At 65.0% G+C, this 19,641-nt stretch carries 15 protein-coding genes; 5 read left to right on the plus strand and 10 right to left on the minus strand.

Annotation, left to right across the window (positions count from 1 at the left end; genetic code table 11):
- Positions 1–8: 8 nt before the first annotated feature.
- The 5 genes from DDZ17_RS06800 to DDZ17_RS06820 are packed head-to-tail and all read right to left on the minus strand — an operon-like array spanning position 9 to position 5,453.
- Complete coding sequence (locus DDZ17_RS06800) at positions 9–1,535, minus strand: acyl-CoA carboxylase subunit beta (protein WP_116365224.1); 1,527 nt, start codon at positions 1,533–1,535, stop codon at positions 9–11.
- Positions 1,520–2,302 (minus strand): enoyl-CoA hydratase/isomerase family protein, encoded by a 783-nt coding sequence (locus DDZ17_RS06805; protein ID WP_116365225.1) that lies wholly within the window; start codon positions 2,300–2,302, stop codon positions 1,520–1,522. Before DDZ17_RS06805 ends, DDZ17_RS06800 begins: the two co-directional genes overlap by 16 nt.
- A 32-nt stretch (positions 2,303–2,334) precedes the next feature.
- A complete protein-coding gene (locus DDZ17_RS06810; RefSeq protein WP_116365226.1) occupies positions 2,335–3,465 on the minus strand; it encodes a CaiB/BaiF CoA transferase family protein in 1,131 nt (376 codons plus the stop codon).
- A gap of 9 nt (positions 3,466–3,474) precedes the next feature.
- Positions 3,475–4,248 (minus strand): SDR family NAD(P)-dependent oxidoreductase, encoded by a 774-nt coding sequence (locus tag DDZ17_RS06815; RefSeq protein WP_116365227.1) that lies wholly within the window; start codon positions 4,246–4,248, stop codon positions 3,475–3,477.
- 29 nt (positions 4,249–4,277) lie between these two features.
- Positions 4,278–5,453, minus strand: coding sequence for an acyl-CoA dehydrogenase family protein (locus tag DDZ17_RS06820; protein WP_116365228.1), 1,176 nt, complete (start codon positions 5,451–5,453; stop codon positions 4,278–4,280).
- A 133-nt stretch (positions 5,454–5,586) separates the two neighbouring features.
- Here DDZ17_RS06820 and DDZ17_RS06825 point away from each other — a divergent pair, with 133 nt between their 5' ends.
- The 3 genes from DDZ17_RS06825 (at position 5,587) to DDZ17_RS06835 (ending at position 10,802) form a co-directional block, all read left to right on the plus strand.
- Positions 5,587–6,768, plus strand: coding sequence for a GGDEF domain-containing protein (locus DDZ17_RS06825; RefSeq protein ID WP_116365229.1), 1,182 nt, complete (start codon positions 5,587–5,589; stop codon positions 6,766–6,768).
- A gap of 4 nt (positions 6,769–6,772) precedes the next feature.
- The gene (locus tag DDZ17_RS06830; protein WP_116365230.1) at positions 6,773–7,771 is read left to right on the plus strand and encodes an AraC family transcriptional regulator; all 999 of its coding nucleotides are present in this window, start codon (positions 6,773–6,775) and stop codon (positions 7,769–7,771) included.
- 121 nt (positions 7,772–7,892) lie between these two features.
- Positions 7,893–10,802, plus strand: coding sequence for a DUF748 domain-containing protein (locus tag DDZ17_RS06835; RefSeq protein WP_116365231.1), 2,910 nt, complete (start codon positions 7,893–7,895; stop codon positions 10,800–10,802).
- Here the strand turns inward: DDZ17_RS06835 and DDZ17_RS06840 are convergent.
- Together DDZ17_RS06840 and DDZ17_RS06845 are read right to left on the minus strand one after the other, a co-directional pair.
- Entirely contained in the window at positions 10,788–11,321 is a 534-nt protein-coding gene (locus DDZ17_RS06840) for a SprT family zinc-dependent metalloprotease (protein ID WP_241505808.1), read from the minus strand. The genes DDZ17_RS06835 and DDZ17_RS06840 overlap by 15 nt on opposite strands.
- On the minus strand, positions 11,318–12,259 hold the full coding sequence (locus tag DDZ17_RS06845; RefSeq protein WP_116365232.1) for a LysR family transcriptional regulator: 942 nt from the start codon (positions 12,257–12,259) through the stop codon (positions 11,318–11,320). The genes DDZ17_RS06840 and DDZ17_RS06845 overlap by 4 nt, the downstream gene beginning before the upstream one ends.
- Positions 12,260–12,369: 110 nt before the next feature.
- On the opposite strand from DDZ17_RS06845, the gene DDZ17_RS06850 reads away from it, so the two are divergent.
- Positions 12,370–13,143, plus strand: coding sequence for a ferredoxin--NADP reductase (locus DDZ17_RS06850; RefSeq protein ID WP_116365233.1), 774 nt, complete (start codon positions 12,370–12,372; stop codon positions 13,141–13,143).
- Between the two features lie 57 nt (positions 13,144–13,200).
- Here the strand turns inward: DDZ17_RS06850 and DDZ17_RS06855 are convergent, their stop codons facing one another.
- Positions 13,201–14,931 (minus strand): class I adenylate-forming enzyme family protein, encoded by a 1,731-nt coding sequence (locus DDZ17_RS06855; protein WP_206613471.1) that lies wholly within the window; start codon positions 14,929–14,931, stop codon positions 13,201–13,203.
- Positions 14,932–15,167: 236 nt separating this feature from the next.
- Here DDZ17_RS06855 and DDZ17_RS06860 point away from each other — a divergent pair, with 236 nt between their 5' ends.
- Positions 15,168–16,187 carry a phosphotransferase family protein gene (locus DDZ17_RS06860; RefSeq protein ID WP_116365235.1) on the plus strand — a complete coding sequence of 340 codons (1,020 nt, stop codon included), beginning with the start codon at positions 15,168–15,170 and terminating at the stop codon, positions 16,185–16,187.
- Here the strand turns inward: DDZ17_RS06860 and DDZ17_RS06865 are convergent, their stop codons facing one another.
- Both DDZ17_RS06865 and DDZ17_RS06870 read right to left on the minus strand, forming a co-directional pair.
- Entirely contained in the window at positions 16,188–17,846 is a 1,659-nt protein-coding gene (locus DDZ17_RS06865; RefSeq protein ID WP_241505809.1) for a DUF3336 domain-containing protein, read from the minus strand.
- Between the two features lie 78 nt (positions 17,847–17,924).
- On the minus strand, positions 17,925–19,481 hold the full coding sequence (locus tag DDZ17_RS06870) for an acyl-CoA synthetase (protein ID WP_116365237.1): 1,557 nt from the start codon (positions 19,479–19,481) through the stop codon (positions 17,925–17,927).
- Between the last annotated feature and the right edge of the window lie 160 nt (positions 19,482–19,641).

A 19,641-nucleotide genomic window follows, 5' to 3' on the forward strand; every position in this document is an offset into this window, starting at 1 on the left:
CCCGGGGATTATGCCCCCGCGCTGCGCAGTGCCGCCAGCACCACCTCGCGGGTTCCGGCCGGGTCGATCACCGCGTCAATCTCCAGGAATGAAGCGGCCTCGGTGGCCTTGCCCAATTCATACAGCTGCCCCACCAGCGTGTTAAACAGCGCCTCGCGTTCGGCGGGGTCTTCCACGGCGTCCAGTTCCTTGCGATAGCCCAGGCGCACCGCGCCCTCCAGGCCCATGCCGCCGAATTCGCCGGTGGGCCAGGCGGCGGCATACACCGGAGCGGCAAAACTGCCCGCCGTCATGGCCATGGCGCCAAGGCCGTAGCCCTTGCGCAGGAAGATGGCCACCAGCGGCACCGTCATAGAAGCCCCGGCGACAAACAGCGACGACATGCGCCGCACCGCCGCCGCCTTTTCGCTGGCCGGCCCCACCATAAAGCCGGGGGTATCGGTGAGGGACAGCACCGGCAGGCCGAAGCTGTTACAGATCTGCAAGAAGCGCGCGGCCTTTTCCGATGCCTCGGCATCCACCGCCCCGCCCAGCTGCTGGCAGTCGTTGGCGATCAGCGCCAGCGGCCTGCCTTCCATGCGAATAAAGCCGGTGACAATACTGCGGCCGTAAACCCGTCGCAGCTCCAGGAAGCTGCCCTCGTCGGCCAGGGTTTCGATAACCCGCCGCACCGGGTAGGCCCAGCGCCGGTCTTGCGGGATGATATCGCGCAGGCCTTTCTGGTCGGCGCAGCGCCAGTGGGCCACCGGGCCCTGAAAATAGGACAGCAGTTGCCGTGCCAGGCGGGTGGCATCCGCCTCGTCCTCGGCGAGGATATCAATCACCCCGTTGCGCAGCTGGTCTTCGGCCGGGCCGATCTCCCGCGCGTCCACCACGCCCATGCCGCCGCCTTCGATCATGGCCGGGCCGGCCATGCCGATCCACGAATTGCGGGTGGCAATGGTGAAGTCCGCGCAGCCGAACAGGGCGGCGTTGCCGGCAAAGCAGTAGCCGTTGTTGACGGCAATGCGCACCACCTTGCCCGTCAGTGCCGCCCAGGCGCGGAAGGACTGCAAATTGAGTCCGGCGATCTGGGTCGTGACGTCGGTATCGCCGGGCCGGCCCCCGCCGCCCTCGGTGTACATCACCACCGGCAGACGGTGTTCGGCCGCCAGGTCACAGATGCGATCCAGCTTGTGGTGGTGAAAGTAACCCTGGGTGCCGGCCAGCACGGCGTAGTCGTTCACCACCACGGCGGCACGGGCACACTCGGGGGCTACGGTGTCGCTGTTGATGGTGGCGGTGCCGGTGATAATGCCGTCGGCAGCGGTGGCGCGTTGCAGCTCCTGGTAATCGCGGCGGCTGCGCTGGGCGGCCACCGCCAGCTGGCCGTACTCCAGAAAGCTGCCCTCATCCACCAGGTCAGCCAGGTTCTCCCGGGCGCTGCGGTTGCCCCTGGCGTGGCGTTTTTGCAGGGCCTCGGCCCGCTCCCCGTCGAGGGTGCGGGCCAGGCGCGCGCGCAGGGCGGCGAGTTCGGGCCTTATTTCCCCTGCCATACCGGGGCGCGCTTCTCGACAAACGCTTTTACGCCCTCGGCGGCATCGGCGCTGTTAATGCACAGGTGCTGCAGGTCCGCCTCTGCGGAAATAATCTCCGCCACATCGGCCTCCATGGCCTGGTTGAGGGCCTGTTTGGCATAGCGCAGGGCCAGCGGCGCCTTGCCTGCCAGTTCCTGGGCCCAGGCCAGGGTGGCGGGCACGAGCTCATCGGCGGGCACCACGCGGTTGCACAGGCCCAGGGCCTGGCACTTCTCGGCGCGCAGTTTTTCGCCGGTGGCAATCAGCTCAAAGGCGCGCTTGCGGCCGATGCTGCGGGCCAGGTGCCAGGTGGCGCCGCCATCCGGCACCAGGCCAATGGCGGCAAAGGCCTGATAGATAAAGGCGTCTTCGGCCATCACGGTGAGGTCGCACACCATGGCGAAGGCGCTGCCGATACCGGCGGCGGCGCCGTTGACGGCGCTGATCCAGGGCTTGCCGGATTCGCTGATGGCCATCAGCACCGGCTTGTATTCCTCATTCAGCTGGCGACGCACATCAAAGTCATCGCCCTGCACTTCCATCAGGTCGGCGCCGGCGCTGAAGGCGCGGCCCACGCCGGTAAGCACCACCACGCGAATGCTGTCGTCGGCATTGACCTCATCCACCGCCGCGCCGATATCACGGCGCAATTCGGCGCTGAAGGCATTGAGGCTGTCGGGGCGGTTCAGGCTGACCAGGGCCACGTTGTCGTGGCGTTCAATGGTGACGGTTTCGAGTGCGGACATGTCGGTTTCCTTACGGTGGTAGGCGCGGCGGCTCAGTGGATACTGCCGCCGTCGCGCAATTGTGCCAGTTCCTGCTCGCCAAAGCCCATGGCTTTGAGTACGGCATCGGTATCTTCACCCAAACTGTGTGCGCCGTGGGCCACCGTTGACGGCGTGCGGCTGAAGCGCGGCGCCGGCGAGGGCTGGGTGACGCCGTCCAGTTCCATGTAGGTGTTGCGCTCCACATTGGCCGGGTGTTTGGGCGCATCCACAAAGGACAGCACCGGCGCAAAGCACACGTCGGTGCCTTCCATGATCTCGCACCACTGGGCCTGGGTTTTCTGCTTGAAGATATCCGCCAGCTTCTCCTTCAGCGCCGGCCACTGGGCCTGGTCGTGCTGGGCCTTGAAGGCCTCGGGCAGCTGCGCCAGCTCCATCAGCAGGGCGTAGAACTGGGGCTCGATGGAGCCGATGGCCACGTACTCGCCGTCGGCGCATTCGTAGGTGTCGTAGAAGTGCGCCCCGCCATCGAGCATGTTGGCGCCGCGCTTGCCGGCATCCCATACCCCCAGGGCCTGGAAGCTGTGGAACATCCACATCAGCTGGGCGGCGCCGTCCACCATGGCGGCGTCGATCACCTGGCCCTTGCCGGAGCTGGCGGTTTCCAGCAACGCCGCCAGCACCCCGTTCACCAGCAGCATGCCGCCACCGCCCATGTCGCCCACCAGGTTCAGGGGCGGCACCGGCTTTTCGCCGGCGCGGCCAGTGGCGTACAGGGCCCCGGTAATGGCGATGTAGTTGATGTCGTGGCCGGCGGCATTGGCCAGCGGCCCGTCCTGCCCCCAGCCCGTCATGCGGGCGAACACCAGCTTGGGGTTACGCTGCAGGCAGACCTCGGGGCCAATACCCAGCTTTTCGCACACGCCGGGGCGGTAGGGGTCGATCAGCACATCGGCGTTTTCCACCATGCGCAGCAATACTTCAACGCCCGCCGGGTCCTTGAGGTTCAGAACCACCGACTTCTTGCCGCGAAAACTCACGTCCTTCATGGCCTTGGGGTCGGGGGCGCCGGCGCGTTCGATGCGAATCACTTCCGCGCCCATGTCGGCCAGCATCATGCCCCCCATGGGAGCGGGGCCAATGCCCGCCAGCTCGATCACGGTAAAACCGTTCAGTGGTCCCATGTCTGCTCCTCAGCGCGGTTGCATGCGGATGGCGCCATCCAGGCGGATGCACTCACCATTCACGTAGTCGTTTTCGGCGATAAACACCGACAGGTGGGCGATTTCCGCCGGCTTGCCCAGACGCTGCGGGTAGCACACGCTGGCCTCCAGCGACTGGTAGGCAGCCTCCGGCAGGGATTCAAACAGCGGGGTGTGAATCAGGCCCGGCACAATGGTGTTCACGCGCACACCGTAGCTGGCAAGGTCCCGGGCCATGGGCAGGGTCATGCCGATCACGCCGCCCTTGGAGGCGGAGTACGCCAGCTGGCCCACCTGCCCTTCCATGCCGGCGATGGAGGCGGTGTTGATGATCACGCCGCGGCCACCGTCGCCGTTGATGGGCGCGTTGTTGGCCATTTGCTCCGCCGCGTAGCGGGACACATTGAAGGTGCCCACCAGGTTGACGTTGATGACGCGCATATAATCGTCCAGCGGATGCACGCCCTTTTTGCTCAGAATCTTGCAGGCGCTGCCGATACCGGCGAAGTTGTTGCAAATGTGGATGGCGCCGAATTTTTCCACCACCCCGGCAACGGCCGCTTGCACCGACGCCTCGTCGGCGACGTTCACATTCCAGAAGGCAACGTTGTCGGCGCCGAGCTGGCCAATCACCTCGTTGGCGTTGGCTTCGTTCATGTCGAAGATGGCGACCTTGGCGCCCTTGGCCACGTAGGCTTCCACCGTGGCGCGGCCGAGGCCGGAGGCACCGCCGGTGACAATGGCAATTTTTCCTGCGAGTTCCATGTTGTAATTCCTCTGCTAACTAATGACGGTCAGAAATTGCGTGTATTGAACGGGGTATAGCCATCACCCAGGCAGTCGCGGCTGATGATGATTTTCATCACCTCCGAGGAGCCTGCGTAGATGGTTGAAATCTTGGCATCGGTATACTGCCTGCTGATGGGATACTCGTCCATGTAACCGGCGCCGCCGTGCATCTGCACGCCCACATCCGCCACCTTCACCTGCAACTCGCTGGTCACCAGCTTGGCCTTGGCGGCATCCACCGCGGTCAGGGAGCCGGCATTGAAGGCGCGGACACACTGGTCAACATAACACTGGGCCAGATCCAGTTCAGTGCGCAATTCGGCCAGTTTGAACTGTGTATTCTGGAACGCCGCCACCGGCTTGCCGAAGGCCTTGCGCTCCTTCACATAGTCGGCGGTCAAATCCCAGGACAGCTGGGCAGCGCTCAAATAACCCACCGCGCCAATCAGCCGCTCCTCGGCCAGGCCCTGCATGAGGTAGATAAAGCCCTTGCCCGGCTCGCCGAGCACGTTGGCCTTGGGCACCTTCACATTGTTGAAGAACAGCTCGGCGGTGTCCTGGCCCTTCAGGCCCATTTTCTTCAGGTTGCGGCCACGCTCAAAGCCTTCCATGCCCCGCTCCACCAGGAACAGGGTCATGTGATGGGGGTTGTTGTCCGGGTCGGTCTTGGCGGCCACCACCACCAGGTCGGCATTGATACCGTTGGAAATATAGGTTTTGGAACCATTCAGCACCCAGTGGTCGTCGGCCTCCACAGCGGTGCTGCGCATGCCGGCAAGGTCAGACCCGGCATCGGGCTCGGTCATGGCAATCGCGAGGATGGTTTCGCCACTGGCACATTTGGGCAGGAAGCGACGGCACTGTTCTTCACTGCCAAAGCGGGTGAGGTAGGGCCCCACCAGGCGGCTGTGCAGGGAGTTGTACCAGTCACCGGCCCGGGCGTAGGCGGTTTCCTCGATGATGATCTGCTCGAAGCGAAAATCCGCATCACCCATGCCGCCGTAGGCTTCATCCGGCCACACCATCAAAAAACCCTGTTCGCCGGCCCGGCGGAAGGCCTCGCGATCGACAATGCCCGCCTCACGCCACTGCTCCATCTGTGGCACAATCTCCGCGGCCAGGAACTTGCGGTAGGCGTCCCGGAACATCTGTTGTTCTTCGGTAAATTCACGGCTTAGCACGGTCGGCCTCCAGGGCTGGATAATAATGGCTGGCTAGTATGGTGAGCGCCAGAAAAGCCAACAATGACCTGTGCCTACAGATAAATTGACTTAAACTGACAAGAAAAAAGACGGGGCTTTGGGGGCACATTCAATGGAGCAGATGCTGACGGAAAGCCAGACGCTTCCACTCTACACACTCTACATTCTGGTGTTTTCGCTCACCTGCGCACAGGTGCTGGTGCTGTACTTCCTGAGTGCATCCCACACGGCGCCCCAGGGGCTCGGCCTGTTCACCGTGTACTTCATGGCCTCGCTGACCGGCTGGATTCTGTTCGCCCTGCAACAGGGGCAGGCCGCCGGCGCGCTGGGGGTTGACCCGGCCACTGTCGTGGCCCTGCTCAATGCGTATCTGCTGTTTCTGGCCTGTGGCCAGCGTGCCGGCATCCAGCGCGGCCGCGCTGTGGTGGGTGTCCTGTGCCTGGCAGCGGCCTTCAGCGCCTTCTACCTGAGTGCCCAGCGCATGTTCACCGTGCAGCTGGTGGGCTGTGCGCTGCTGTGGGCCGCGGCCGGGGTCATCAGCGCCCAGCGCGGCTGGCGCCAGGCCAATGTCGGCGACGGCTTGATCGCCGGCGCGGGCCTTGGCCTGGCGGCGGGGCTCGCCTGGCTGGCGCTCAAAGGCGGCCAGCCGGGCCGCGACCAACAGCTCGCCCTGGCTCTGTATGCCTGTGCTCACGCGCTGGTAGCGGTGGGCTTTCTCGGGTCTGCACTGCTGGAGTACCAGCAGCAGCTGTCGCAGCTGGCCACCCGCGACTCCCTCACCCGCCTGTTCAACCGGCGCGGGCTGGAGGAGGCCCTGCACCTCACCCTGGCCGCGGCGGCGCGCCACAATACCCGCACTTCCGCCGTGCTGGTTGACATCGACCAGTTCAGCCGCATCAACGACAGCTTTGGCGCCGAAACGGGCGACGCCGTGCTGCAACAGGTAGCGGGCCTGTTGCAGGACCAGTGCCGGGGCAGCGACGTGGCGGCACGCATCGGCGGCGAACAATTCCTGCTGGTGCTGCCCAACGCCGACGGCGAGGCGGCGCGCATTGTGGCGGAGCGGCTGCGCAGGGCGGTCAGTGACAGTGTGTTTCGCGCCGAGCGCCAGCCGGTGGCGGTGTCGGTGAGCGCCGGTGTGGCGACCCTGGAGGGCACCACCACGGTGGACGAGCTGGCCCTGGCCGGGGCCCGCGCCCTGCAGGTGGCCCGCCGCGAGGGCCACAACCGGGTGGCGGTGGTGGACCAGCAAACCCACCTGTTCCGCACCGGCGCTGCGCCGGAGGGCGTGTAAGCCCATGCGTAACCGCTCCATTTCGGTGTATTTCGCCCGCGCCATTCTGGAAAACGCCGTGAGCCGCGGCCTGGACCCGGCGGAGCTGCTGCGGCGCAACCGCATCTCACCCCGGCTACTGAACGAACCCAACGCGCGCATTTCCATCGAGCGCTTCGCCGACCTGCAAGTGAGCACCATGGTGGCGATGGATGACGAATCCCTGGGCTATGCCAACCGCCGCCACCCGGTGGGGTGCTGGTCCATGATGTGCCATGCGGTCATCGGCAGCGAAACCCTGGGCCAGGCCCTGGCCCGGCACTGCCGCTTTTACCAGCTGATCGACTTCGACATGCACCCGGAATTCACCGTTGGCGAGGATACCGCCAGCGTGCGTGTGTTCAGCCAGCAGAGCACGCCGCTGGCCCCCTACATGGCGGAGCTGACCCTGTTCAACGTGCATCGTTTTGCCAGCTGGCTGGTGCAGGAACACCTGCCGGTGCAGCAGGTGCGGTTGAGTTACCCGATGGCCGCCGACGTCAACGACTACCGCCACATGTTCCTGGCCAACCCGGTGAGTTTTGAGGAGGACGACTGCGCCATGGTGTTCTCCCGCGCGCTGCTGGAGAAGCGCATCACCCAGAACGAGCAGAGCCTGCGCCACTTCCTGCGCCACCCGGTGCTGATCATGATGACCCAGAACTACGCCCGCAACAGCTGGACCACCCGGGTGCGGGAGATGATCTCGCGCAACATGCTGGCCATGCCCGAGTTGCCCGAGGTGGCGGCGCAGCTGGAAATGCACCCCCAGACACTGCGCCGGCGCCTGTCCGCCGAGGGCACCACCTTCAAGGACATCAAAAACCAGCTGCGCCGGGATACCGCCCTGCACTTCCTCGGCAAGCGCGGGCTGTCCATCGAGGAAATTGCCCACCGCTCGGGCTTCTCCGAGTCCAGCGCCTTCATCCGCGCCTTCAAGGGCTGGACCGGGGTCACCCCCTACAGCTACCGCAAGGGCATCTGAGCTAGCACAAGCGCATCTGAACTATCGCAAGGGCATCTGACCCGCCGCCTCACAGCATTGGCGGGGGCCACCAGGCTTTCGCTATAGTGGTGGTGATGCCACCGTCAATAGTGAGTCTGTCGTGAAAAAACTGCTGCGCACGCTGGCCCTGATCTACCTGGGCTACCTCGCCGTCTGCGTGCTGATCATCCTGCCGCTGCTGAATTTTGTGCCACCCTGGTTTGTGCACAAGCAGTACCAGCGCGACCTCGACATGGAACTGGCCCTGTTCAACCCCTTCGCCCTGTCGCTGCAGGTGCGCCAGGCGCGCCTGTCGGAAGCGCCCGGCACCCCGGTGGCGGGCTCCCCCACCGGGGCCACCTTCGCCAGCCTGGACCGGGCCGAGGTGAACCTGTCCCTGGCCAGCCTGTGGCGCACCGGCTGGGTCTTCGATGCCCTGGCGCTGCAGGGCGTCAACCTGCATCTGCGGCGCCTGGCGGATGAATCCCTCAACATCAGCGACTTCCTGGTGCCCGGGGATACGCCAGACAGCGAACCCACCGGCGCCCTACCCGGCGTCACGGTGGATGACATCCACCTGTCGGCGCACCGCATCCGGGTCAGCGACGAGGCCCGCCCCACCCCCTACACCACCCACTGGGACGACCTGCAGGCGCGCATGTCGGACCTGTCCACGGTGCTGGAAGCGGGCCATCCCTACCAGCTGCGGGTGTACGACGAGAGCGGCGGCAACCTGCAGTGGGAGGGGGAGCTGTCCATCCCGCGCGGGCACAGCGCCGGGCGCATTGAACTCAGCGCCATTGGCCTGCGCCCCTTCTGGCGCTTCATCAAAGACCAGGTGGACTTTGAACTGCTGGACGGCCACCTGCATGTGGTGGCCGACTACCGGGTGGACTGGTCGGCGGGCCTCAGCTATGCGCTGGACAATGCCGCGCTGGATATCGCCAGCGTCTCGGTGGCAGCGGCAGACCGGGCGGCACTGCCGGATACCAGCATTGACCTTGCCACCCTGGGTATTGCCGGCATCGCCGTGGATGGCGATCGCCAGCAGGTCAGCATCGAGCGCATCGACGCCGACGGCCTGAACATCCGCGGCTGGCTGGAGGGCGACAGGCTCTCCCTGGCCGAGCTGTTCAACACCCGCTTTGCAGCATCCGGCGGTGACAAAGATGCGCCGGCGAAAGCCACCGACACCGGGCCACCGTGGCAGGTCAGCGTCGGCCAGGCCGCGGTAAACGGCGCCAAGGTGGCCTGGCGCAGCCAGTTTACCGAGCCGGCCCAGCTGCACATCACGCCGCTGGACATCAGCGTGGACAGCCTGCACTGGCCGGTGCGCCAGGCCAGCCCCCTCGGCCTATCGCTGACCGTGAACGACACCATGACAGTCCAGGTGGATGGCGAACTGCATCTGACATCCGGCGACGGCACACTCAACCTGGCCGTGGACAAGGTGCCACTGGCCTGGTTTGCCCCCAATATCCCGGCGGTTCTCAACGCCCGCATCGACTCCGGCCAGGCCCGCACCCGGGGCAGCCTGGCCCTGGCCGGCTTTGCCCCCCAGACGGTGACGCTCACCGGCGCCGTGGAGGACTTTGGCGTGCACCTGTATCAGGCCGACGACGCCTTTACCCGCTGGGACAGCCTGGCTTGGGAGGATCTGGCGGTGGACTTGCCGGGGCGCAGCGTAGCGCTGGCCCAGCTGCACCTGGACGGCTATTCCGGGCGCGTTCACATCCAGAAAGACGGCAGTCTCAACATCCAGCGCCTGCTGCGCGAAGAAGCCGAGGCGAATGCCCGGCAGCAGGCGAACAATGGCAAGGCAGCCGACAATAGCGCCGCACAGGAAGCCGACAGCGCCACCGAAGATGCCCCCGCCGAGCCCTGGCAGTTCAGCGCGCCGGCCATTTTCATCAGCGACAGCGAAGTGGATTTTATGGACGAATCCCTACCGCTGTTCTTTCGCACCGTGATCGGCGATGTGAACGGCGACATCAGCGGCCTGTCCAGCGACCCGGACAGCACACTGGCTGTGGACATCACCGGCTCGGTGGACGGCTACGCCCCGGTAGTGCTGGCGGGTAGCGCCAGGGCCTTTCACGTACCCCCGGCGCTGGATTTGAACCTGACCTTCCAGGGGGTGGACCTGGCCCGCCTCACCCCCTACTCCGGCACCTACGCCGGCTACGCCATCGACCGCGGCACCCTCAACCTGGACCTCAACTACAGCCTGGCCGAAGATCGCCTGCAGGGAGACAACAAGGTTGTCATCCGCCAGCTCAAGCTGGGGGAGAAAATCGACAGCGACAAAGCCCTGGACATCCCCCTGCAGCTCGGCATCGCCCTGCTGACCGATGCCAACGGCGTCATCGACCTGGCGGTGCCGGTCAGTGGCGATGTCAACAATCCCCAGTTCGAGTTGGGTTCGGTGATCATGGGCGCCTTCGTGAACCTGATTACCAAGGCCATTACCGCACCCTTCACCCTGCTGGCCAACCTGGTGGGCACTGAAGACGACCTGCAGCGCGTCAACTTCGCCGCCGGCAGCAGCGCGCTGGATGACCACGGCCGGCAGAAGCTGATGGAACTGGCCGAGGCCATGGCCCAGCGGCCCCAACTCAAGCTGGTGATTGGCGGGCGCCTCAACCCCGACAGTGATCGCAAAAAACTGCAGCAGCAACTGCTGCAACAGGCCCTGCTGGACGGCGGGCTGACGGCGGAGGATATCAGCGGCAAGAGCGCCGCCTGGGCCGAGGCCATTGCCCTGCGCTACGCCGCCCTGCCCCCCGAGGCGCAGATTGCCAGCGAAGACGGCGAGCCCCCCTCGCCCCTGGCCCAGGCGCGGCGGGTGCAGGCCCGCTTCCCTGTGCCGGATGCGGCGCTCAAAGCCCTGGCCGAGGAGCGCGCCGCCAGCAGCAAGCGGCTGCTGGTGAACGAGGGCAAGGTGGCCGCGGACCGCGCGGTGATCGAGCAGACCGACCCGGCGGCGGACTACAACAGTTTCAGCGGCGTGGAGATGTCAGTCGACACCTGAGCCCGGGCGCAGCGCCTCGCCACAGGCGCGGCACAGGTAACTGCCGCTGCCGCGCCGCACCCGGTTGTGACGGGTGGTGGACAAATCGTGCTGGCGGCAGCCGCAGTGGTAGGCATGGGTGCGCTGGCGGCGCTGGGGAATGTCCGACAGGTCGCGATCGAAGGTCACCTCTGGCGGCGCGCCCAGCAGCGCCATTACCGCCTGCCATTCGCGGCCGTGGGGCGCCACCCGGCGGCGCCGGTAGAGGCTGTGCACAATGTAGTGAGCCACCTCGTGGGGCACCGTGCCTTCCAGGTTCTCCCGGTAGTACTTGGCGAATATCCAGGGGTTGTAGCGAATCCACTGGCTTCGGCCGTCGCTGCGGAACATGCCGGCGGTGCGCCCGCGCAAATCAAAGCGCACTGACGGCACGGGAAATTCCCGCCCCAGCGCCCTGGACACCCTGGCCACGCAATCGGCGGTGGCGGCTTCCACTTCCCGCCGCTGTGCGGCGCCAATGGGTTGAATGGTCTGGCTCACGGCTGTTTCGCGTCCTTCTTTGCCGCTGCGGCAACAGATTGGCCGGGCAGTCTATCAGCCCAGCTCTGCTCGCACAGGTCCAGCCACGCGCTGAGGGCGGCGCCGTGGAACTTGTCACGGTGCAGGATGAGGTTGAGCCGGCGGCGAAAATCGCGCCCCGGCACCGCCAACGGCACCAGCGAGCCACGGGCAAAGGCCTCCACCAGGCTGATCCGCGACAGGCAGCCCACCCCCAGGCCCGCCTCCACCGCGCGCTTGATGGCCTCGGTGTGGGGCAGTTCCAGGGCAATGGTGAGGTCCGGCAGAATGCCGTGCATGGCGCGGTCGAAGGTCTGGCGGGTGCCGGAGCCGCGCTCGCGCACAATCCACTCAAGGCCCAGCAGATCCCTGTCCGACAGTTTGCGCCGCCCCGCCAGCGGGTGGCCGGGGGCGGCAAACACCTGCAGTTCGTCTTCGCGCCAGTGGCGGGTTTCCAGGTCCGGGTGGTTCAGCTCACCCTCCACCAGGCCCATGTCCAGTTCGAAGGCGGCGACCTTGTCGGCAATGCGCTCGGTGTTGTCCACCGTCAGGGCCACGTCGGCCCCGGGAAAGCGGCGCCGGAAATCCGCAATCATGGGCACCGCCAGGTAGTTGCCAATGGTGAGGGTGGCCCCCACCTGCAGCCGCCCCGCCACCTCGGCCCCCGCCAGCGCCTGTTCCAGCTCCCGCGCCTGGGCCAGCAGGTTTTCTGCCCGTGGGCGCAGCTGGGCGCCCAGCTCCGACAGCTGCAGTCGCTTGCCCCGGCGGTCGAACAGCTGCACGTCAAACTGGCCTTCCAGGTCCTTGAGCGCCCCGCTGGCGGCGGACTGGGACATGGCCAGATCCGCCGCGGCCCGGCTCACATTCTCATGGCGGGCAGTGGCGATGAACACCTCTAGCTGACGCAGGCTGAAGCGCATGGCGTATATCCGAAAAAGTGATAATTGATATCCATTATTCCCGCTTTGCCAATATAAGAAAAGCCCCTACAGTGCCGCCATCACCCACGCTGGTAAAAGGAATCCGCTCCATGGCCACACTGCTCCGGGAACAGGTCACCGAAGTCCACCACTGGACCGACAGCCTGTTCAGCTTCAAAACCACCCGCGACCAGGGCTTTCGCTTCAAGAACGGCTATTTCACGATGATTGGCCTGGAGCACGAAGGCAAGCCCCTGCTGCGCGCCTACAGCCTGGCCAGCGCCAACTACGAGGACCAGTTGGAATTCTTCAGCATCAAGGTGCCCGACGGCCCGCTGACCTCCAAGTTGCAGAACATCAAGGTGGGCGACGAGTTGCTGATCAACAGCAAGGCCACTGGCACCCTGGTGCTGGACAACCTGCTGCCCGGGCGCAACCTCTACCTGATTGCCACCGGCACAGGCCTGGCCCCCTTCCTGTCCATCATCAAGGACCCGGAAATCTACGAGGCCTTCGACCGGGTGATCCTGACCCACGGCTGCCGCTTTGTGGAAGAGCTGGCCTACCAGGAAGTGATTACCGAGCACCTGCCCAATCACGAATACCTGGGTGAGGACGTGCGCAGTAAACTGGTGTACTACCCCACCGTGACCCGCGAGGAGTTTCGCAATACCGGCCGGCTCACCGACCTGCTGGACAACGGAAAACTGCCGGCGGACATTGGCCTGGACCCGATCAACCCCGAGCACGACCGCTTTATGATCTGCGGCAGCCCGAGCATGCTGAAGGACATCTGCGCCCTGCTGGATTCCCGCGGCTTTAGCGAATCGCGCCACGGCAAGCAGGCCCACTACGTGATTGAGCGGGCCTTCGTGGAGAGCTGAGGCACGGCACCAGCCCTTCTGTAAGGCGGGCCCCTGCAAGGCGGCCCGCGCAGGGCCTCAGGCCGCGTTCGCGGTGTCGAGGCCCTCGCGCAATTCGCGCTTCAGGAACTTGCCGTTGGCATTGCGCGGCAGCGGCTCATCCAGAAACCACAGGTAGCGCGGCACTTTGTAGGGCGAGAGCAAACCTGTGCAGTGCGCGCGCAGGCCATCGGCATCGGGCGTTGCGCCCTCGCGCAGGTGTACCGCCGCCCCCACTTCCTCCCCCAGGCGGTCGTCCGCCACGGCAAATACCACGCACTCCGCCACATCGGGGTGGGCGAACAGGGCGTTTTCCACCTCTGCGCAGTACACGTTCTCGCCGCCGCGCAGCACCATGTCCTTGGCCCTATCCACCAGGAAGATAAAACCGTCCTCGTCAAGGTAGGCAATGTCGCCGGTGTGCAGCCAGCCCTCGGTGATGGACTCGGCGGTGGCATCGGGGCGGTTCAGGTAGCCGGCAATCACCGGCGCGCCACGCACCCACAGCTCCCCCACCTCCCCCGATGGCAGGGGCTCCCCCGCCGGGCCAACGCAGCGCGCCTCGAAGGTGGGCATGGCGGGGCCGACACTGGCCGGCTTGCTGGCAAAAAACACCGAGGATACGGCGGCGATAATGCCGCAGGTTTCGGTCATGCCATAGCCGGTGTTGGGGCGGGCTGCGGCGGTGCGCTGGCCAATCTTTTCCACCAGATCCGGCTGCAGGGCGGCGCCACCGCCACCCAGGGTTTTCAGGGATGAAGTATCGCGCCGCTCGAAGTCCGGGTGCATGAGGATTTCCCGCGCCATCATTGGCACCGCATTGAACACACTGACCTGCTCGCGCTCGATCAACGCCAGGGCCTCGGCCGGGTCCCACTTGTACATATGCACAAGGCGCCCGCCGGCCACTGTCGTTGCGTGGGCCACGCAGTTGTTGCCGGTAACGTGGAACAGCGGGGTCGCCAGCAACGACACCGGCGGCGGTGGCGGCGTGGCGGCACCCGTTGCCGCGCCGTCCTTATCCCCATCGCCGCCCTCGCTCAGCCCGGCCTTGGCCAGGGCCAGTGGCTGCACCGCGTTGGCGAAGGCCACGTTCAGTATGTTGTTGACACAACCGCGGTGGGTCAGGCGCGCGCCTTTGGGGCGGCCGGTGGTGCCGGAGGTATAGAAAATACAGGCGTCTTCATCCGGGGCAATGCTCACCTGGGGCAGCTCGCCAGGGGTGTTGACCACCGTCATCCACTCGGTGGCCCAGTCGGGCGCCGGCTCGGTCAGACGCACCGCGGCCACCACCAGGTCGGGGAAGTGGGTGCGAATCTCGGCAAAGCGCTGCAGGCGTTCACGATCACAGATCAGCACCTTGGGCGCCGCATCTTCCAGTGCGTACTGCATCTCGCCGGCCACCCACCAGGCGTTCATGCCCACCACAACGGCCCCCATGGACACCACGGCCCAGTAGGTGAGCATCCACTCGGGGTAGTTGCGCATGGCAATGGCCACCCGATCGCCGCTCTGGATGCCCTGTTGCGCCAGCCAGGCCGCCACCGATGCGCTGATCTGGTGGGCGCCGGTGTAGCTCAGGCGCTCGTCGTTGAACACTAGGTAATCCGCATCGCCGTGGGCGGCGCTGCCAAGCCACACTTCGCGCAGCGAGGGCGGCGCGTGCCGGTAGCTGCGCAGGGGCACGCCGGCCACCTCCACGGTTTCCACTTCAAACATCTGCCCTGGCGCGGTGAGTTCCTGCCAGGCGGCCCTGAGTTCCTGATACACCGTTGCATGCCCCTCTTGTAATGGCTTTTAGCGAAGCGCCTGGCAGCATACCTGCTCTTCGAAAATGCCTCAATGGAGCGGGCTCTGATGGTGCCCAGATGTACGCCAGGGTCAATTTCTTTGTGGTTTTGTGTCATTGTTAGGCCCACCGACTCCACACAGACTGTGCCGCCGTACCGCGTCATCGCAATCAGCCACATCATCGCAAACAGCCATAGCCCACTGCAGGAAGCGCCATGAATACACAACAACTCGACACCAGCCGCCTTACCGACTACCTGCGTCAGCATATTCCGGGCCTGGACGCCGAGCTGTCCGCCGAGAAATTCCCCGGCGGCCAGTCCAACCCCACCTTCAAGCTGAGCAGCGGCAACCGCGCCTTTGTGCTGCGGCGCAAGCCGCCGGGTGAACTGCTGCCCTCGGCCCACGCGGTGGATCGTGAGTACCGGGTGATCAGCGCCCTGCAGGACACCGACGTGCCGGTGCCGCGCACCTATGTGCTGTGCGAGGACGAGAGCGTGATTGGCTCCATGTTCTACGTGATGGAGTACATGGAGGGGCGCATCCTGTGGGACCCAGTGCTGCCCGAGGCCAGTGACAACAGCGAGCGCGCCGCCTATTACGACGCCATGAACAAAACCATGGCCGCGCTGCATTCGGTGGATGTGCAGAAGGTAGGGCTGGCCGACTACGGCAAACCGGGCAACTACTTCGAGCGACAGGTGGGGCGCTGGACCAAGCAGTACCGCGCGTCAGAGATGGATCGCATCGAGGCGATGGAAAAACTCATTACCTGGCTGCCGGCCAACATGCCCGCCGACGACGGTACGGTGAGCCTGGTGCACGGCGACTACCGCCTGGACAACATGATGTTCCACCCAGACAAGCCCGAGGTTATCGCCCTGCTGGACTGGGAACTGTCCACCCTCGGCCATCCGCTGGCGGACTTGGCCAACCAGTGCATGGCGTGGATGCTGCCACGGGACAGCAGCATGAAAGGACTGGCCGGGGTGGATCGCGCGGCGCTGGGCATTCCTTCCGACGAGGAGTACATCGCCCGCTACTGCGAACGCACCGGCCGCAGCGGCATCGACAACTGGAACTTCTACCTGGCGTTTTCCCTGTTCCGCCTGGCGGCCATTGTGCAGGGCATTCGCAAGCGGGCGGAAATTGGCACCGCCTCCAGCGCCGAGGCCGACGCCCGCGGCAACCTGGTTTACCCCCTGGCGGAGATGGGGCTCAGCCTGACCGAATAGTCAGGCTGCGGCGCTGCGCTTGCCGGCCCGGGCCTTGCCCTTGGCCGGCGTTTTGCTTTTTAGCGCGCCGGTTTTGGCCGCCGCCTTGTTGGGGGAGCCGGCCTCGGAGCGTGTCTGAGAGACAGCCTGGGAGCGTGTCCGGGGCTTGCGCTGGGGCACCGTTGCGGTGCGCTCGCGCAGCGCCTCGCGGTCGGTACGGGTGGCCGGGGGCCGGCGGCGCGAGGAGCGCGGGCGGCGGTAATCCGCTTCGGTGGGGCGCAGGTCGCCGTATTCAAAGCGCTGCAGAATCTCTTCCATGGTGCGGCTGATCTTGGTGCACACCCGGATGGATTCGATATGGGGATAGGCGCTGTGCTCGCCCCCCTCCACCAGCGCCAGCAGTTCCTTGTCGGAAATGTGCGACAGCAGCTTGGCGGGGTTGTACCAGCGGAAGCTGGGAATAATATTGATATCGCCGCTGTATTCCTGATCCATCAGGCTGTGAATGCCGTTCAGCAGCAGGTTAAAGCGCGGCCAGTTGTCACCCTGCCTCTGGGCGATGCCGCGATAGAAATTGAGCAGCTCGCGCCCCATGCCAATCCCCAGGCTGCCGAGCGCCGAGGACAGCTTGCTGCGCTTGCCGCCGCGGTTTAAGAAGGGCGTGGCGATGGGGTTCACCATGCTGACGATAAAGTGGTTGGTGCTGAACAGGCGGCTCAGGCGCTTGGCCGGCAGGTCGTCGGCGATGGAGCCGTCCACCCACTTGCGGGTGGGCAGGTAGGGCTGGGCTTCGCCGTGGACATTCTTGGCCATCAGCATCACCGGCGGGAACACCCCCGGTACCGCGCAGGACGCCATGACCGCCGCGCGCACATACACGTTAGGTGAGGTGATGGCGTTGAGCAGGCGCGAGCGCTGGTGCTTCTCGGCAGGGGCCACGGTGATGCTGATCTGGCGGCCGGTTTTTTCGTAGGCCTCCTGGAAGGTTAAATCCGGCACCAGGCGATCGACGATGGATTCCAGGTCGCGCACATCAATCTGTGGGTTGTTGCCGAAGAACATGCGGGAAAATACGCTGGCTTCTTTCTCTGCCTCGAAGTGCAGGCTGGAGGGGTCAAACAGCGTTTCCAGCTCTGCATCGCTGTGGGTGCCCACCACGCCGGCCACCAGGGAGCCGGCGCTGGAGCCGGAGATCACCCGCGGCAACAGGCCCTGGGCGTGCAGCACCCGCACCACCCCCATGTGATAGAAACCCAGCACACCACCGCCGCTCAGCATCAGGGCGGAGCGCCCGAAGCAGATGTTGGAACGGTAGAAGAAGTCGATTTTGTCCTGGGTGCTGATTTCCTCGGATTTCAGTTCCGCGAGAAAGCGCAGGGAGTCATCTATTTCGTCGATGTACTGCTCAATCAGCTGTTTGGTGCCGAATTTGGCGCGCTGATACAGACTGCTGCGGCCCATGCCGCCCATATTGCCGTGAATGCCCTCGTTGAGGGCAAACAGCAGGCCCTGGTAGTCGTGGCGCGAGCGCAGGGCCCGCAGGCGATCCAGCCGCAGGCGGATCTGGGCGTAGTCGTACTGGCTGGTCTGGTCCACTTCCCGCCAGCGCTTTTGCCCCGAGTATTCATCGTGGGCGATGGCCGCCTCGCGCCACTGCTCGTAGCTGGTGCTCTTGTCCATCTGTTTTTCCAGCTGGCGGAGTTTGCGGGCGTTTCTCACTGCAGTACCTCGGGGATCGGTGAATTAAGGCAGTTTACCTCACTGTTGGTCACTGCCGCGCTTCTGCGCATCCTGTCGATACTGCTCTACCAGATGCTTTTTGTACAGTTTGCCGTTATCGGCCCGGGGCAGGCGCTCATGGAAGTCCAGGCTGCGCGGCACCTTGATGTGGGACAGGCGATCCCGCAGCCATTCCAGCAGCTCAAAGGCCACTTCGTCGGTGGCATCGGCCCAGTTCTGGGGCTCCACCACCGCTTTTACCTCCTCGCCAAACTCTTCGTTGGGAATGCCAAATACCGCCACATCGGCCACTTTATCGTGGGTAATCAGCAGGTTTTCCACTTCCTGCGGGTAAATGTTGACCCCGCCCGAGATGATCATGAAGTTCTTGCGATCAGTGAGGTAGAGAAAGCCGTCCTTGTCCAGGTAGCCCACATCGCCGGTGGTGGCCCAGCCGCGCTCGTTGTAGGCCTCGGCGGTCTTGCCCGGCTCGCCGTGGTACTCAAAGGTTGCCTGGGGGCCGGAAAAATACACCGTGCCAATCTCCCCCTCCGGCAGCTCGTTGCCTTCGTCGTCGACGATATGCACCTGCCCCAGCAGGGCCGGGCCCACCGAGCCCTTGTGCGTGAGCCAGCTGGCAGCGTCGATAATGGTAATGCCTATGCCTTCGCTGGCGGCGTAGTATTCGTAGATCACCTCGCCCCACCAGTTGATCATCTGCTCCTTGACCTCCACCGGGCAGGGGGCGGCGGCGTGAATGGCAAAGCGCATGCTGGACACGTCGTAGCGCTGGCGGGTCTCCTCGGGCAGCTTGAGCATGCGAATGAACATGATGGGCACCCACTGGCTGTGGCTCACCCGGTGCTCCTCAATCAGTCGCAGGGCCTGCTCCGGCTCGAACTTCTCCATCACCACCGAGGTGCCGCCCTGGTAGATGTTCATGAAATTGTAATGCAGGGGAGCGGCGTGATAGAGCGGTGCCGGCGACAGGTAGACGGTTTCTTCGCTGAAGCCAAAGGCCGCGCCAAGGGTATTGGCCAGGGGGAAGTCCGCCAGCACGTCGTCGCTGTGGGGGGCGACAAACACGCCCTTGGGCTTGCCGGTGGTGCCGGATGAGTACAGCATGGCCACGCCATTGCCCTGGTCCTCGATGGGCTCTGCGGGCTGGGCGTCCACCGCCTCTTCCCAGGCTTCAAAGCCCTCGCAGATGCCGCCCACCATCAACCAGCCGGCAAGGTCCGCCCCCAGTTCCTTGAGGCCGCAGGCCACTTCCTTCAGTTTGTGCGAGCCGATAAACACCCGCGCGCCACAGTTCTGCAGAATGTAGGCCGCCTCTTCCTTTTGCAGGTGGGTGCTGAAGGGCGTAAAAATCACACCCGCGCGCTGGGCCGCCCAGCAGATTTCCAGGAACTGGCGGTTGTTCTCCATCATCATGGCGATGTGCTCGCCCTTCTTTACCCCCAGTTTGCGCAGCAGCTGGGCACCCTGGTTACTGCGCTCGTCGAGCTGGGCATAGGTGACGATCTCCCCCGACTCGCCCATGATGATGGCGGGCTTATGGGGGTAGGTCTGGGCAGTAATACTGGGATGTGGCATCGCGGGCTTACCTCTTGACTGACAGCGCCAGGTGGCTGTGCTGGTTATGTTTATGGTCAGCAAGGACTATAGTGTGTCGGTAAAGTGCCAGGCAATCCCACGCTGTCAGTTCCGATAGCATCTGCCGCCGCGCTGGATTGCCCGCCACCCGGCTTCTGGA

The sequence above is a fragment of the Parahaliea mediterranea genome, assembly GCF_003402235.1.
Taxonomy (GTDB): domain Bacteria; phylum Pseudomonadota; class Gammaproteobacteria; order Pseudomonadales; family Halieaceae; genus Parahaliea; species Parahaliea mediterranea.